At 73.2% G+C, this 14,557-nt stretch carries 10 protein-coding genes; 5 read left to right on the top strand and 5 right to left on the bottom strand.

What is annotated here, in order from left to right:
- Positions 1–142 precede the first annotated feature (142 nt).
- The 3 genes from ABD747_RS24910 to ABD747_RS24900 are packed head-to-tail and all read left to right on the top strand — an operon-like array spanning position 143 to position 4,694.
- Entirely contained in the window at positions 143–3,187 is a 3,045-nt protein-coding gene (locus ABD747_RS24910; RefSeq protein WP_344809823.1) for a hypothetical protein, read from the top strand.
- Positions 3,184–4,077: an ABC transporter ATP-binding protein gene (locus tag ABD747_RS24905; RefSeq protein ID WP_344809821.1), complete on the top strand. Its 894-nt coding sequence runs from the start codon at positions 3,184–3,186 to the stop codon at positions 4,075–4,077. Before ABD747_RS24910 ends, ABD747_RS24905 begins: the two co-directional genes overlap by 4 nt.
- Positions 4,074–4,694, top strand: a complete 621-nt coding sequence (locus tag ABD747_RS24900; protein ID WP_344809819.1) for an ATP-binding cassette domain-containing protein — start codon at positions 4,074–4,076, stop codon at positions 4,692–4,694. Before ABD747_RS24905 ends, ABD747_RS24900 begins: the two co-directional genes overlap by 4 nt.
- 180 nt (positions 4,695–4,874) lie before the next feature.
- On the opposite strand, the gene ABD747_RS24895 is transcribed toward ABD747_RS24900, so the two are convergent.
- From ABD747_RS24895 to ABD747_RS24880, 4 genes are all read right to left on the bottom strand, one after another.
- The gene (locus ABD747_RS24895) at positions 4,875–6,527 is read right to left on the bottom strand and encodes a DNA repair helicase XPB (RefSeq protein WP_344809817.1); all 1,653 of its coding nucleotides are present in this window, start codon (positions 6,525–6,527) and stop codon (positions 4,875–4,877) included.
- On the bottom strand, positions 6,524–7,297 hold the full coding sequence (locus ABD747_RS24890; protein WP_344809815.1) for a hypothetical protein: 774 nt from the start codon (positions 7,295–7,297) through the stop codon (positions 6,524–6,526). Before ABD747_RS24890 ends, ABD747_RS24895 begins: the two co-directional genes overlap by 4 nt.
- 98 nt (positions 7,298–7,395) lie before the next feature.
- Positions 7,396–9,705 (bottom strand): helicase-associated domain-containing protein, encoded by a 2,310-nt coding sequence (locus ABD747_RS24885; protein WP_344809813.1) that lies wholly within the window; start codon positions 9,703–9,705, stop codon positions 7,396–7,398.
- A complete protein-coding gene (locus ABD747_RS24880; protein WP_344809811.1) occupies positions 9,654–10,532 on the bottom strand; it encodes a hypothetical protein in 879 nt (292 codons plus the stop codon). Before ABD747_RS24880 ends, ABD747_RS24885 begins: the two co-directional genes overlap by 52 nt.
- Positions 10,533–10,584: 52 nt before the next feature.
- Here ABD747_RS24880 and ABD747_RS24875 point away from each other — a divergent pair, with 52 nt between their 5' ends.
- The gene (locus tag ABD747_RS24875) at positions 10,585–11,604 is read left to right on the top strand and encodes a CPBP family intramembrane glutamic endopeptidase (RefSeq protein WP_344809809.1); all 1,020 of its coding nucleotides are present in this window, start codon (positions 10,585–10,587) and stop codon (positions 11,602–11,604) included.
- Here the strand turns inward: ABD747_RS24875 and ABD747_RS24870 are convergent.
- Positions 11,516–12,928: an MFS transporter gene (locus tag ABD747_RS24870; protein ID WP_344809807.1), complete on the bottom strand. Its 1,413-nt coding sequence runs from the start codon at positions 12,926–12,928 to the stop codon at positions 11,516–11,518. The two genes, ABD747_RS24875 and ABD747_RS24870, sit on opposite strands and share 89 nt — an antisense overlap.
- Before the next feature lie 659 nt (positions 12,929–13,587).
- On the opposite strand from ABD747_RS24870, the gene ABD747_RS24865 reads away from it, so the two are divergent.
- Positions 13,588–14,454 (top strand): LysR substrate-binding domain-containing protein, encoded by an 867-nt coding sequence (locus ABD747_RS24865; protein WP_344809805.1) that lies wholly within the window; start codon positions 13,588–13,590, stop codon positions 14,452–14,454.
- Positions 14,455–14,557: the final 103 nt, after the last annotated feature.

Genomic DNA, 14,557 nt, shown 5'->3' with positions numbered 1-14,557 from the left:
GGGTGCGCTGGGCTGAAACCGGGGCGCGCGTGGCTGGATCGGGAGGGAAAGCGGGGCTGGGATCCGGAGGGGGCCAAGAGGGGAGCGGGCGAGAGATCACGGGTCGGCGGGGCGCGGCGGGCTTCCGTCTATGGTTGGCGAGATGGCTACGGACCGGCTGGGCGCGCTGCGGCTGGCCGGTCGGGCACTCTGGGAGCGCCGCGGCCAGACCCTGCTGATCGTCCTGATCGGCGCTCTGGTCAGCGGAACGGTGGTCTTCGCGGCGGGCTATCAGCGGCAGGTTCAGGAGACCGTGGTCGACGCGACCTTCGCCGCAAACGGCCCGGGCAGCGCCTGGATGCTGCGTGGATCGCCCGAGGCGGACCTGACCGCCGCGCTCCCCGCAGGCTGGGACGCGCTGTTCGAGCCGCCCGTCGCCGGGCAGGTGGCCGCGGTCAGCTGGGTGACACCGCGGTATCCGCTGGGCATCGGCGGGGCGCTGACCTGGCGCGCCGACATCTGCGCCCATCTGCTGTTCACCGCCGGCCGGTGTCCGACCGGTACCGACCAGGTCGCCGTGTCGGCGGCCGATGCCGAGCGTTACGAGATCCGGGTCGGGCAGCGGGTGGGTCTGCAGTCCAGCATCAGCAAGCCGGTGCCCGTGACCGTGGTCGGGATCTACCGGCCCAAGGCGGAGGGCGAGGGCTACTGGTTCGGAAACCCGCCGGTCGGGTCGTCCGGCTTCGTCAACGACGAGCCCCGGTCCAACCCGTTGATCACCGTCGGGAACGTCGGCGACGACGTACCGGGAGCACAACACACGCTCGACCTGCGGCTGGACCGCGCGGTGGCCGACGTCGCCACGTTGCCCGAGATCGAGGCGGCGACCACCACCCTGGCCGCGACCGCGCCGCGCGAGGAGATCGTGCTGACGACCGCCATTCCGGTCAGCCTGGCGCACATCGCTGCGGAGCGGGCACGGACGGTGACCGGCCTCGCCCTGACCCTGGTTCAGCTGGCGGCGCTGATCGTGGTGGTGCTCGTCCTGCTGGCCTCGGTCGCGATCACCTCCCAGCGCGGCGAGCTCGGACTGGCCCGGCTGCGCGGCCAGTCCGGCCGCCGGGCCGGGCGGCAGGTCGTCGGACGCTGGGCGCTGGCCGTCGCACTGGGTTGGCTGCTCGGCTGGGTACCGGCGCTGGTCGCGCTCTTCTCCACCGCCACTGGCCTCCCGGGCCAACACGGTCTGCGGCTGGTGCCGATGGTGCCGATCGCCGCGGGTGCGGCGCTGTTGCTGATGGTCGCCGCCATCGTCCCGGCAACGCGGGCGATGGTCCGTCAGCCGGTGGTCGAGCTGTTGCGGACCAGCCCGCCCGCCGCGGCCGAATCCGGACGACGCGAGTTGATCGTCGACGTGGCGGTGCTCGCGGCAGCCGCGAGCGGCCTGATGGTCGCCCTCCAGTCGGGTACGTCCAGCCTGCTCGGCCTGCTCGTCCCGTCCCTGCTGGCCATCGCCGTCGGGATCGTGCTCGGCCGGATCGCCCGGCGGCTGGCCGATCGAGTCCGCGCACGCCGGCTGCGAACCGGACGCGCCCCCGGCGCCCTGCTGACCGCGATCCTGCTGTCTCGTCTGCGCGGCCAGCGGCTGACCATCGTCACGGTCTGCCTGGCGTCCGCGTTCGCGGTGTTCGCCGTCCAGGTGCAGGCGATCGGCACGGCCGTACGCCGGCACGAGGCCGAGGTGCGGACCGGCGCCGCGGCGGTGCTGACCGTCGACGGCGATCCGTCCGCGCTGGTCGCCGCGCTCGACCAGCTGGATCCGGCCCACGCCACCGATCGCGCGACGATGACCGCGGTGGTCCTCACCCGCCGCGCCGACGCCGGCGCCACCCGCGGGATGTACGTCGAGCCGGCCGCCTTCGGCGCCTTGGCGTACGGTGCCGAGCAGGCCGCCGACCGGTCGGTGTGGCAGGCCATCGCGGCGCCCAGCACCCGCCCGGTCGACCTCGTGGGCGAGAACGTGACGATGACGATCGGCGCTCACGGCAAGCTCGGCGAGACCGATCCGGACGACCCGACCCGGGTCGGGCGCCGGGCGGAGCTCGGCATCGGCTACCTCGACGCGCGCGGCGGCCGCCGGACCCTGGCTCTCGGCTCGGTGTCGCTGGCCGCCGCGGGGCAGCAGACGCTGCGGCGCGACATCGACTGCGCCGCCGGATGCCGGCTGCTGCAGCTCACGGTCGCGCCGGACGGTCCGGTTCGGGGCGAGCTGCCGCTGACCGCGATGTCGGCGGGCGGTCACCGGCTCGACCTCGGTTCGGCCGGCGACTGGGTCCAGCCGCCGGGCGTCGGTCCGGGCGCCGAGGTGGTGGCGCGACCGAGCGCCGCCGGTCTGGTCCTCGCGATCGACTCGGGCGGTGGGACGGTCGCCCTTCAGCAGGCGTGGGCGCCGACCGTGCTGCCGGTGCTGGCGGCCGAGTACGTACGGCTCGGGGTGGATCCGACCATCGCGGCGCCGGACGGGACGGCGGTCCGCGTGGAGTCCGCGGCCCGGGCCCGGGACGCGATACCGCGGGCGCTGGCCGGGGTCGTGGTCGGCGACCTGGAGTCGGCCCGTCGCAACGGCTATGCCACTGCCACGCCGGAGACGTTGGTGCAGGTCTGGCTGTCGGCCGCCGCCGGCGACCGGGTGCCCGCGATCTCGGCAGCGCTCGCCGACCGCGGGTTGCCGGTGATCGGGGTCGATCGAGTCCAGTCGGCGCTGACCGCCCAGCGGCTGACGGCGGCGGCGCTGACCGGCGTCGTCGCGCCGGCTTTCGCGGTCCTGGCCCTGGTTTTCGGCGGGCTCGCGATCGCGCTCACCGCAGCCGGTCAGCAGGGCGTGCTGGGCCGCGACCTGGCCGCCCTCCGGCTGGCTGGGGTCGGCGATCGGGTGCTGCGCCGGTCGGTGCTGCGGACGTACGTCTGGCCGGTGGTGGTCGCCGCCGTCGCCGGGACGGCGATCGGCGTGCTCGGCTGCCTGCTGGTCGCGGACGCGCTGCCGGTGCTGCCCGACCGCTCGCCGGCCATCCATCCCGACCTCGATCCGCGGCCGGTGGCGCTGGCGCTGTCCGCGCTCGGCTGCCTGGTGGTGCTGGTCGGTACTGCGACGTTCTGTGCGGTTCGCGCCGTCGCCGGCTCGTCCGCGGACCGGCTGAGGAGCCGGCGATGAGCGCGGCCGTCGGGATCGGCGTGGTCACCCACGAGCTCGTCCATGTCTTCCATACCGAGGGCCACGACGTCGCTGCGCTGTCGGGGATCAGCCTGACGATCCGCCCGGGCGAGTACGTCGGGCTGCTCGGGCCGTCCGGTGCCGGGAAGTCGACCCTGCTCTCGGCCTGCGCGGCGCTGCTCCGGCCGAGCGCTGGCCGGCTGCTGCTGGACGGGACCAACATCGTCACGCTGGACGACACGGAGCGAGACGAGCTCCGCGCCAGCCGGATCGGCATGGTGCTGCAGGGAGCGGACCGCAATGTCGTCGGCTACCTGAGCGTCGCGGAGAACATCAGGCTCGCCCAGCGGGGTGCCCTGGCCGCCGGTCGGTCGCCGGCCGCGCTGCCCGACGCCGCCGAGCTGGCGGACCTGGTCGGCCTCCGCGCCGCGCCGGAGGTCCGGGCTGACACGCTGGACCCCGCCGGCCTGCAGCTGCTCGCGCTGGCCTGCGGGCTGGCCCACCGCCCCCGGCTGCTGCTCGCGGACGAGCCGACCAGCCGGCTGCCGGCGCAGGCGCGGGATGTGGTGCTGGCGGCGCTGTCGGAGGTGAACCGGCGCTGGGGCTGCACCATCTTGCTGGTCACCCACGATCCGGCCGTGGCCGCCGCGATCCCGCGGACGGTCACCATCCGCGACGGCCGGATCGGCGCGGAGGGCCGGCGTGGCGAGGAATACAGCGTGGTCACCGCCGACGGCTCGGTCGGGCTGCCGGCAGACGTGCTCGCCGACCACCCGCCGGGCACGTTGCTCCGGGTCGAGCGATCCGGACGCGGCTTCCGGCTCGATCCGGTCAGGCCGGGCACGCCCGACGCGGGCGGTTCGGACGCGAGCGAACAGGCGATCCCGTGACCGGCGTCGAAGCCCCGCGGCTGCGGCTCGCCGGCGTGGTGCTGGCCGGTGCCGCGTCGCTCGATCTCGCCGTCGCGTCCGGAGAGCTGGTCGCGATCGTGGGCTGGGACAGCTCCGACCTGCTCGGGGTCGTGGCCGGGCTGGTCCGACCGGAGTCGGGCATCGTCACGATCGACGGGGTGCCGATCGACGACCGGATCGGTGCCGCCGACCGCGGGGTCGTGCTCATGCCGCAGAGCGGTGCGCTGGCGATGCTGCTGACGGCGTACGAGAACGTCTTGCTGCCCCTGCTCGGCCGGCCCGGCGGCGATGTCGCCGACAGCGACCCGCCGGCACGGGCGCGCCGCGCGTTGGAGCTCGTCGGGTTGGCCGACAGCGCCGACCACCTGGTCGAGGAGCTGTCCGGCGGCCAGCAGCAGCGGGTCGCGATCGCGCGGACCCTGGCGGCGCGGCCACGGGTGCTGCTGGCCGACCAGGTGACCACCGATCTCGATCCGGCGAACCGGACCCGGGTGCTCGACCTGCTCCGCGACCTGGCCGCCGACGGCGCGGCGGTGCTGCTCGCCAGCGACGACCCGGCCGTGATCGAGGCCTGCGACCGCTCGGTGTCGATCTAGCAGCGGCGAGGGTCTCGGAGCTCCTTGCTTCGCTCAGGTCACTCCGCACCGCTGAGATCGACTCCGCACCCTGGGCGCAGGGCGCGGAGTGGCCTTGCGGGGTGCGGGGTGCGGGGCAGGCGGTTGGGCGGGGTGCGGAGTGCGGTGCCGACCCGGCGGGTCCGTGGCGGTACGGCGAGATCAGTCGGCGGCGAGGGCGTCGTCGGCGTCCATGATGGTGTACGCGTAGCCCTGCTCGGCGAGGAAGCGCTGCCGGTGGGCGGCGAACTCGGCGTCCACGGTGTCGCGGGAGACAATCGCATAGAAGCGGGCGGTCTTCCCGTCCGACTTCGGCCGGAGCAACCGGCCGAGCCGCTGCGCCTCCTCCTGGCGGGAGCCGAATGCGCCGGATACCTGGATCGCGACCTGGGCGCTCGGCAGGTCGACCGAGAAGTTCGCCACCTTGCTGACCACCAGCAGATCGATCTCGCCGGAGCGGAACGCCTCGTACAGCTTCTCCCGCTGCCGGACCGTCGTCTCACCCTTGATCAGCGGCGCCTCCAGCCGCTCGGCGAGCTCGTCGAGCTGGTCGACGTACTGCCCGATCACCAGGGTCGGCACGCCCGCGTGCTTGCGCACCAGGTCGACGATGACCCGGGTCTTGGACTCCGCGGTGGACGCCAGCCGGTATTTCACGTCCGGCTCGGCCATCGCGTACGTCATCCGCTCGTCCTCGGTCAGGCTCACCCGGACCTCGATGCAGTCCGCCGGCGCGATGTAGCCCTGCGCCTCGATGTCCTTCCACGGCGCGTCGTAGCGCTTCGGCCCGATCAGGGAGAACACGTCACCCTCCCGGCCGTCCTCACGGACCAGCGTCGCGGTCAGCCCGAGCCGGCGTCGCGCCTGCAGGTCGGCGGTCATCCGGAACACCGGCGCGGGCAGCAGGTGCACCTCGTCGTAGATCACCAGCCCCCAGTCCCGCGCCCCGAACAGCTCCAGGTGCGGGTGCACGCCACCGCGCTTGGTGGTGATCACCTGATAGGTGGCGATGGTGACCGGCCGGATCTCCTTCTTGGCCCCGCTGTATTCCCCGATCTCCTCCGCGGACAGCGTGGTCCGCCGGAGCAGCTCGTCGCGCCACTGGCGGGCCGATACCGTGTTGGTGACCAAGATCAGCGTCGTCGCCTTCGCCAGTCCCATGGCAGTGGCACCGACGATCGTCTTCCCTGCACCACAAGGCAGAACGACGACTCCCGAACCGCCGTGCCAGAACGACTCGGCGGCCAGCTGTTGGTACGGCCGCAGCTGCCAGCCGGCCTGGTCCAGGGCGATCTCGTGTGCCTCGCCGTCGACGTACCCGGCCAGGTCCTCGGCCGGCCAACCCAGCTTGAGCAGCACCTGCTTCAGGTGCCCGCGCTCGCTCGGATGGACCGCGACGGTGTCCTCGTCCACCCGGGCGCCGATCAGCCCCTTGACCTTCGCGCTGCGCAGCACCTCGGCCAGCACCGGGCGGTCGGTGCTGACCAGCACCAGCCCGTGCGCGGGGTGCTTCTCGATCCGCAGCCGGCCGTAGCGGCCCATCGTGTCGGTCACGTCCACCAGCAGCGAGGTCGGCACCGGGTAGCGGCTGTAGGTCAGCAGCGCATCCACCACCTGCTCGGCGTCGTGGCCGGCGGCGCGTGCGTTCCACAGCCCGAGCGAGGTGAGCCGGTAGGTGTGGATGTGCTCCGGGGCCCGCTCCAGCTCGGCGAACGGCGCGATCGCCATCCGGCACTCGGGGGCCAGCGGATGGTCCACCTCGAGCAGCAGGGTGCGATCGGACTGGACCACCAGTGGTCCGGGCGTTGAGCTCATTCGATCCCGTCTGTGTGGCCGGCGCCGGGTGTGGCGGGCTCCGCGGAGTCATCCGGCGCCCCGGCCGTCGGGGCGGGTGACGGCGACCCGCTCGCCGGCGGTGCGGAGGTCGCGGGTGCCCGGCTGGCCGGGGCCGGATCCGGGCCTGGATCCGGCCGGACCACCAGCTGGGCCGGTGCCTGGATGCTCTGGTTGCCGGCGGCGTCGACGGCACGGACCTGCACGACCTGCTCGCGCGACCCGTCCTTGAACCAAGGGATCGCCACCTGGAGCGTCGTCGTGTCGGCCACGTGATAACCGTTCAGCCACACCCGGTATTCCGTCACTCCGACGTTGTCGGCGGCTGCCGGCCAGCGGACGGTCAGCCGGTCGGTGGTGACGGTGGGGAAGCTCAGCTCGGAGACGACCGAGGGCGGCTCCTCGTCCGGCCCGTCCCCCCTGCTCCGGTCCGCGGAGGCTCCGACCGAGTCGCGCCGAGGCGTCGTGCTCGTGCGCCGGTCGGCTCCGGCACGCTGCGGCTGCTCGCTCGACAGTTCCGTGCCGCCCCCGGTGACGGGTGCGCGCTGGCCGCTCGACGTGCCGGGCCTGTTGATGGTCGTCCGGCCGTCGTAGGCGACCGGCCGTCCGGCCGGCTCCGGCACCGGGTCTGCCAGCCGGCTGCCGGCCCGCTGACCCGGCGTGCCAGAGACGTCCGGCACCAGATAGAGCGCCCCGACGCCGAGCGCGCAGACGCCGAAGACGAGGAGTCTTCGGATCGTGGCGGGCCGCACCGACTCATTCTAGTGCCGTGTCACCGGGATTATTTCGTGTCGGCGACGAGATCGGACCAGATCCTTCGGTCCGCATCCTGGGGTCGCAGCCGTCGGGGTCAGCCGGCCCCGGCCGGGTGCGACACGTGATCCAGCCCGTCCGGGCCGTCCGGATCCGGGGCGTCGACCCGGACGATCCGGCCCAGCGGGAAGCCGAGCACCTTCCGGTTCCGGGTGCCGACGCCGCTGACCACCCCGTCCTGGACGCTGACCGGGGTGAACTCGATCCGGGTCGGGAAGCCGTCGGCGTCGGTATAGGTGAGGTCGACCGACGCCTGGACGTCCAGGGCGCGGCGCAGATCGGCCACGATCCGGTCCGTCGAGGGGCCGGTCCGCGCCGGTCCACCGCCATCCGGCGACCGCCGCACCAGCGCGTCGGCGACCTCGCCGGGTCGGGGCGGTCGAGGCCGCTGCTCGACCAGGGGCGCGGGCGCCCGGAGCTGCGGAGGCGCGCTGAGCGTACGTCCGGTCTCGTCCTCGACCGCCGGGTTCAGCCCGGCGGCGCGGAGGACCGAGACCACCTCGTAGGTGTCCGCGTTGGAGACCAGCACACCGGGGGCGATCTCGCGCAGACCCAGGTACGCGGCCTCCGGGTGGGCCAGCAGAGCCGCGGTCTGGGCGGGGTCGTCGCTGCGCAGATAGCTCGCCGCGCCCCCGAGCCGGATGCTGCCGAACTGGCGCGCGACGTCGTCGACGAGATAGCGCAGCGGCTGCGGGACGCCGGTCTGGGAGTGCTGCTCGAGCCAGGCGTGGATCTCGGCGGCCGACCAGCCGGTGTCGAACCCGCGCCGCAACGACGCCGGGCTGAACCGGAACACGCCGGCTCCACCGCGCGACTCCTGGTCGGCGAGCAGCCGCAGATCGCGCGAGATCCGGTGCGGCAACGGTCCCGGCGCGACCGCGGTCAGGTCGGTCTGGATGATGATCTGCTCCACCGGGGCGGGAAACAGGTCGGCGAGTTCGGGCGGCAGCGGGGTGGTGACCTCGGGTGCGGCCGGGTCCAGCAGCGCCGGTCCGAACGACGACAGGCAACCCAGACTGACCACGCCGAGCCAGGTCGCCTCCCGCCAGACCCAGTCCACCAGGGTGGCTGCCTCCGGCCCGTGTCCGCGGATGACCCGCGGCCGGTGCCAGGCCAGCGAGCTGGTCAGCTGCTCGAGATCGAGCACCCGTGCGGTGCCGGCGGTGGCGGCGATCCGCAGCACGTCCGCGCGGACGTCCGCCGCGCCCCGGGCGTCGGCCTCCGGCCCGAGCACGTGCGCGCCCGGTTCGGACGCGCGCGACGGCAACCGGTCGACCCGCATCCAGGCGTCGGCGACGATCCGCCAGCGGACGGCCGCATCATGGGTCAGCCAGCGGTCGAACGCCGCCGTCGGCAGCAGGCACAGGTTGCTGCCCGGCGCCACCAGGCCGGCAGCGGATGCACACTCCAGCACGAAGCCGGCGTGCGCCGCGGTGCTGTCCAAGGCCCGGCCGAGGGCGGCGATGTCGCGGGTGCCCAGACCCCCGGCACGCAACAACCGGTGCGGCGCCTTCTCCAACGCGTGCACGGTCAGCTCGAGGTCGTGCAACAGCGCGAACGCGGCGCCGGCCGCCGCCCGGTCGACCAGGCTCGCGGTCCGGTCGGTGCCGGAGACCGCCGGGGCGCTCGCCGGTACCGGATCCGGGCTGAACCGGCCGCCGCGGACGTACAGCGCGACCTCCCGGGGCAGGATCACGGTGTCGGCGTCGAGCGGGCGGATCAGCCCCTGGGCCAGCAGCTGCTCGATCGGGCTCCGGGCGTGCTCGGGCTGCACCTGCCGGGTGGCGTTGCGGACCGCGCCGGTCGGGGACCACGCCAGCCGGTCCAGGACCGGGCGGACGCTGTCGTCGCAGGCCGCGATCCGGTCGGCGATCTGCCCGTCGGTGAGTGCGCGGAACGACGGTGGGGCGAGGCCGCCCGGATACGGCTCGAACGCCTCCCGGACCGCCCGGACCAGGTTCAGCGAGTCGTCCGGACCCCACAGCAGCGCTCGTTCGCGCAGGGCCGCGACCGCGTCGGCAACCTCGGTCGGTGCACCCCCGAGCAGTGCACCGACGTCGGCGACCGACGTCGGCGTGGGCAGCGCGGCGATGGCTTCGGTGACCACCCGCTGGTAGGCGTTCAGCGACTCGAGGGCACGGCCTACCGACGTACTGGTGGTGGCGCGGGTGGCCAGCTCGACCAGGTCGCCGGGCCGCGGGAAGCACAGGTCGGGCCGCAGCTCCAGCACCCGCGCCAGCCGCTCGCGGTCGAGCGCGCGCAGGTACTCGGTCAGCGTGCGGGGGGACACCGCGATCAGGCCCAACCGCCCGGTCCACCGGGTCTCGGCCCGCCGGGCGGTTGCCACGGCCGCTGCCCGGAACGCAGCGCCCGCGTCGCCAGCGCGAGCACGGCGGCGATCACGCACCACGCGGCGACCATCGCGACCCAGGACAGCCCGTTCCACCAGTCGGCGAAGTCGAGGGCGCCGGCGAAGCCGATGACCAGCCCCAGCACGGCGACCGTGGCGACCGCGATCACGAATGCGGTCCTGATCTGCGGCTTCGCGACGGTGCAGCGTGTCGACAGCCCCCAGGCGATGAGCAGGGTCATCGGCGCGACCGGATGGATCAGTGCACCGAGGGCGAGCACGATCAACAGGGCGGGGGTCACGGCGGTCAGTACGTCCTTGGCCGTCACCGGCACCGGCGCGGGCGGGGGCACGTACGGCGCCGGGCCGAACCACTGCGGCGTGCCCGGGGCAGGTGCCGCGCCGCCTGCCGGCGGACCGAACGGCTGCGCGCCCGGGGAGGGTGGCGTCCCGAACGGCATGCCCCACGGCGTCGATCCACCGACCGGCACGCTCTCGTTCAACCAAGGCGAGCCCGTGGTCGTGATCGGACTGGTCGGTGGGCTGGAGTGGACCGAGCCCCAGGCGGAGTCCCCGGTGGTCATCGCGCCTGCGACCACCTCGTACGGGATGGTGGGGTCGCGCGGATCCTCCGGCAGCGGCACCAGGGCGGCCAACGGCCGGACCGGGGCCTGCGGGTCACCGAAGAAGGGACGGTCAACGGGCGCGTCGGCCGCCGGCTGAACGTACGGCTCCGCGATGCTCAGCGGCGGTGCTTCCGGCACGGCGAACTCGTCCGGGCGCTCGATCGGCGCGTACTCCGGACCGTCCTCCCACGTGGCCATTTCTTCATCGTAGTTAAGGTCCGGTAGGACCGGCTTGGGTCAGTCTTGAGTCGTGAGTTCCATCCCCTCCGAGCGCGGGCGCACGATCCGCCCACGTCGGCTGGTGACGTTCGTCCTGATCGCGTACCTGGGCGCCTGGCTGATCGAGCTCCCGCTGTGGCTCGGCGACGGGCTGCGCGAGCCGTCCGCGAAGGTGCTGATCAGCGCGATGATGCTGGCGCCCGCCGTCGCCGCCTTCGTCACCGTCCGGCTGTGGCCGGACGGGCGGAAGGTGGTCGACGAGCTCGGGCTGCGGCCCGGGCCGTTCCGCCGCTGGTGGTGGACCATGCTCGTCGCCTGGTTCGGCCCGCCGCTGCTGGCGGCCCTCGCGGTCGGCATCGCGTACGTCTTCGGCCGGTTCCTACTGGACTGGGGGACCTGGTCGTCGGTGCGGACGTTGCTCGGTGGCCGGCCGGTGCCGATCCCGATGTCGACCCTGGTGCCGATCGTGATCGCGCAGAGCCTGCTGACCTCGGTCTGGATCGCCGCGGTGTTCGCGGTGGGCGAGGAGATCGGCTGGCGTGGCTTCCTGCGCGACGAGTTGTCGGTGCTGCCGCGCTGGCTGCTGATCCTGATCACCGGCGTGATCTGGGGCCTGTGGCACGCGCCCGTGATCCTGCTCGGTTACAACTACTACGGCATGCCGCCGGTGGTCGGACTGCTCTGCATGGTCGTGTTCACCACCCTGGTGGCCGCCCTGCTGGAGTGGCTGCGGACCCGCGGCACCGCCATCTGGCCGACCGCGTTGGCGCACGGGTCGATCAACACCGCCGCCGCCGCGGCCCTGCTGCTCACCCCGGCCGCCCGCCCGCCGGCCGCGCTGTGGGACGGGCTGCTCGGCTGGCCCGGCTGGCTGGTGATGGCGCTTGCGGTTGCTGTGCTGGTGCTGACCGGAGCCCTGCGCTGGAAGGCGATCCCGGCCGCGGAGCCGCGCAACCAAACCGTCAGGTCGGCACGATCCGGATCGGTGCCCGGCCGTGTTGATGATGGAGATCCATCGCCAGTCCAAGATGAGATCGGCGGGCGATCTTGACCGCGTACGTCGCGACCAGCACCGCGATCAAGCCGCCGCAGAGCGCCATGCTGGGCCGGGCGCCGATCCGGTCGGCCAGCCAGCCGATCACCGGGCCGCCGAGGGCCTGCCCGCCGAGCAGCACGAGGATGTAGACGCTCATCACCCGCCCGCGCAGTCCGGCCGGGACCGAGGTCTGGACCAGCGAGTTCGCGCCGGTCAGGAACAGCAGCGTGAGCGTGCCGGCGGCGACCAGGCCGGTCATGAACAGCCACTGGTTCGGGGCCAGCGAGATGACCGCGGTCACGGTGCCGAAGGCGATCAGCAACAGCACCAGGACCCGGATCCGCGGAATCCTGGATCGCCGCGCGGACAACACCGCACCGAGGAAGGCGCCCGCGGCGTTCGCGGAGTTGTAGATGCTGTAGCCGCCGACGCCGGTGCCGAACTCGTGGTCGGCGAACGAGGCCAGGATCACCGGCAGATTGAGGCCCAGGATGCCGATGGTGGCGACCAGCACGATCACCCAGGCGACCTCCGAGGTATGCCGGATGTAGCGCAGCCCGGCGCGGAGCTGACCCTTCTGCGCGGCGTGCCGGTCGGTGTTTCGTGCCGCAGGCCGGCGGACCTGGGTCGGCCTGATCACCGCGACCATGATCACGACCAGGACGCAGGCCGCCGCGTTGATCAGGAACGACCAGCCCTGCCCGACGGCCGCGATCAGCACGCCGGTGAGCGCGGGGCCGACGAGCGCTCCGAACTGGAAGACCGAGGAGTTCAGGCTGACCGCGTTGCCGATGTGCCGGTCGCCGACCAGTTCGGCGACGAACACCTGGCGGGTCGGGTTGTCGACCACGGTCACCATGCCGAGCAGCAGCGCGACCAGGTAGACGTGCCAGACCTGGGCGGCGCCGGACAGCGCCAGCAGGCCGAGGCTCGCGGCGAGCAGCGCCGCGGCGCTCTGGGTGATGATCAACAAGGTGCGCTTGGGGAACCGGTCCACGATCACGCCGCCGAGCAGCCCGAACAGCAGCACCGGCAGGAACTGTAATGCCACGGCCACGCCGACGGCGGCCACGCTGCCGCTCAGCTCGAGCACCAGCCAGTCCTGCGCGATCCGCTGCATCCACAGTCCGGTGGTCGCGATCACCTGGGAGGACAACCAGAGCCGGTACGCCGGAACCGACAGGGCCGAGAGCGCCGTCGGCCAGCCGCGGCGCCGGCGGCGGATCGGGATCAGCTGGCCGCCGGGCTCGATCGGCCTGGCCGGCTCGGCCGGTTCGGCGGAATCGCTGGTGAGGAGGGTGAGGTGGGACGGGACGCGTTCGATCGGGCGCGCAGACAAGACGAGGAAACCGTTTCTGGAGTGGGCGGCGGGCGGGCTGGACGTGCGAAGGTCCGCCTCGTCGCGGACCGTCCCCTCCACCGTAGGTAAACCGTTTCAATAGTTCCACTGGATAACCGCTATATGTACGATTGGGTTTCCCAATGAATGTGACCTCGCGCCTACATACCTCGGCACCCTGGCCGGCGCCACCGAGGCGGCTCCGCTCCCCGGTCGGGTTTCATCCCGCGACTCCGCGTCCGGCCCGGCTCGACCCCGCGACTCCGCGCCCCGGAAGTGGACCCCTATACCTCGGCCCGGCTCGACCCGGCGACTCCGCACCCGGGAGATGCACATCGCGGCCCGCGTGCAGGGTGCGGAGTCGACATGCGGGGTGCGGAGTCGACGCGCAGGGTGCGGGGTCGACGTGCGGGTCGGGGGCGGGGTGCGGGGTCGGCGCACGAGGGGTGCCGCAAGCCGGCGTCCGAGGTGGCCGGCGATCCTGCAGGCGACGTGCGGCTGCGGTTCGTGTTTCCGGCCCGCAGGGCCCCGTGAAGTTCGCATAGGTTGCGCGAGCCTGCACAGGCAATAGCCCACGCGAGGTCGTACGAGGTATGCAAGGTTCCTGCTGGCCCGAGTGCGCAGGCGAGGCGGCGGACAGGAGAAAGAGGGAGTGACCGGTGGCTGACACGTTCGACCCGGTGCTGCTGAGGACGTACCTGGCGGTGGCGACCGGGCTGAGCTTCACCCGGGCAGCGGAGCAGCTGGGGCTCAGCCAGCCGACCGTCTCCCAGCACATCCGGCGGCTGGAGGAGGCGGCCGGGCGGCAGCTGATCAATCGCGACACGCGGACGGTCACGCTGACCGACAACGGCGAGGCGATGGCGGGATTCGCCCGGGACATCCTGGCGGCGCACGACGAGGCGGTGGCGTACTTCACCGGGTCGGCCATGCGCGGCCGGCTGCGGTTCGGGGCGGCCGACGAGCTGGCCCTGAGCGAGTTGCCGACGATCCTGCGCGACTTCCGGCAGCTCTATCCGCGGATCAACCTCGAGCTGACCGTCACCCAGAGCGGCATCCTGCTGCGCCGGCTCGAGGCGAACTATCTGGACCTGGTCTTCGTCAACCAGCCCGCAGACTCCGGCCGCGGCCGGCTGGTGCGGCGCGATCGGCTGGTCTGGGTCGGGCTCGAACGCACCCAGATCGATCCGGGACAACCGGTGCCGGTGATCACGTACCACGCCCCGAGCTTCAGTCGCTCCGCCGCGATCACCGCCCTGCAGGCTGCGGGCCGGACCTGGCGGATCACCTGCAACACCCGCGAGATCAACGGAGTGCTGGCGGCGACCCGGGCCGGCCTCGGGATCTGCGTGCTGGCCCAGAGCAGGGTGCCGCCCGGGCTGGCCAACCTGAGCGGCCGGTTCGACCTCCCCGTGCTGCCCGACGTCGAGCTCACCCTCGTCGCCAATCCGCGCTCGGCCCGCGAGCCGGTCGAGGCGCTGAGCTCGTCGATCCTCAACCTCAGGCTGACCCCGATGCAGCCCTGAGCCCGCCTGAGAGCGCTTGTCGACGGAATCGGCTTGGAGCCGGCTGTGCGCGGGACTACGCTTGGGCGGCTGCGGGACTCTGCCCGCACCGTGTCGGACATGG

It is taken from the genome of Microlunatus ginsengisoli (genome assembly GCF_039537205.1).
GTDB classification, from domain to species: Bacteria; Actinomycetota; Actinomycetes; order Propionibacteriales; family Propionibacteriaceae; genus Microlunatus; species Microlunatus ginsengisoli.
Note: the sequence above shows the minus strand (reverse complement) of the source record. Positions and strands in the feature narration are given on the sequence as shown.

Coding starts and splice junctions, on each gene's coding strand:
- ABD747_RS24910 (WP_344809823.1), top strand. CDS start 143: ATGGCTACGGACCGGCTGGGCGCGCTGCGGCTGGCCGGTCGGGCACTC.
- ABD747_RS24905 (WP_344809821.1), top strand. CDS start 3,184: ATGAGCGCGGCCGTCGGGATCGGCGTGGTCACCCACGAGCTCGTCCAT.
- ABD747_RS24895 (WP_344809817.1), bottom strand. CDS start 6,527: ATGAGCTCAACGCCCGGACCACTGGTGGTCCAGTCCGATCGCACCCTG.
- ABD747_RS24880 (WP_344809811.1), bottom strand. CDS start 10,532: ATGGCCACGTGGGAGGACGGTCCGGAGTACGCGCCGATCGAGCGCCCG.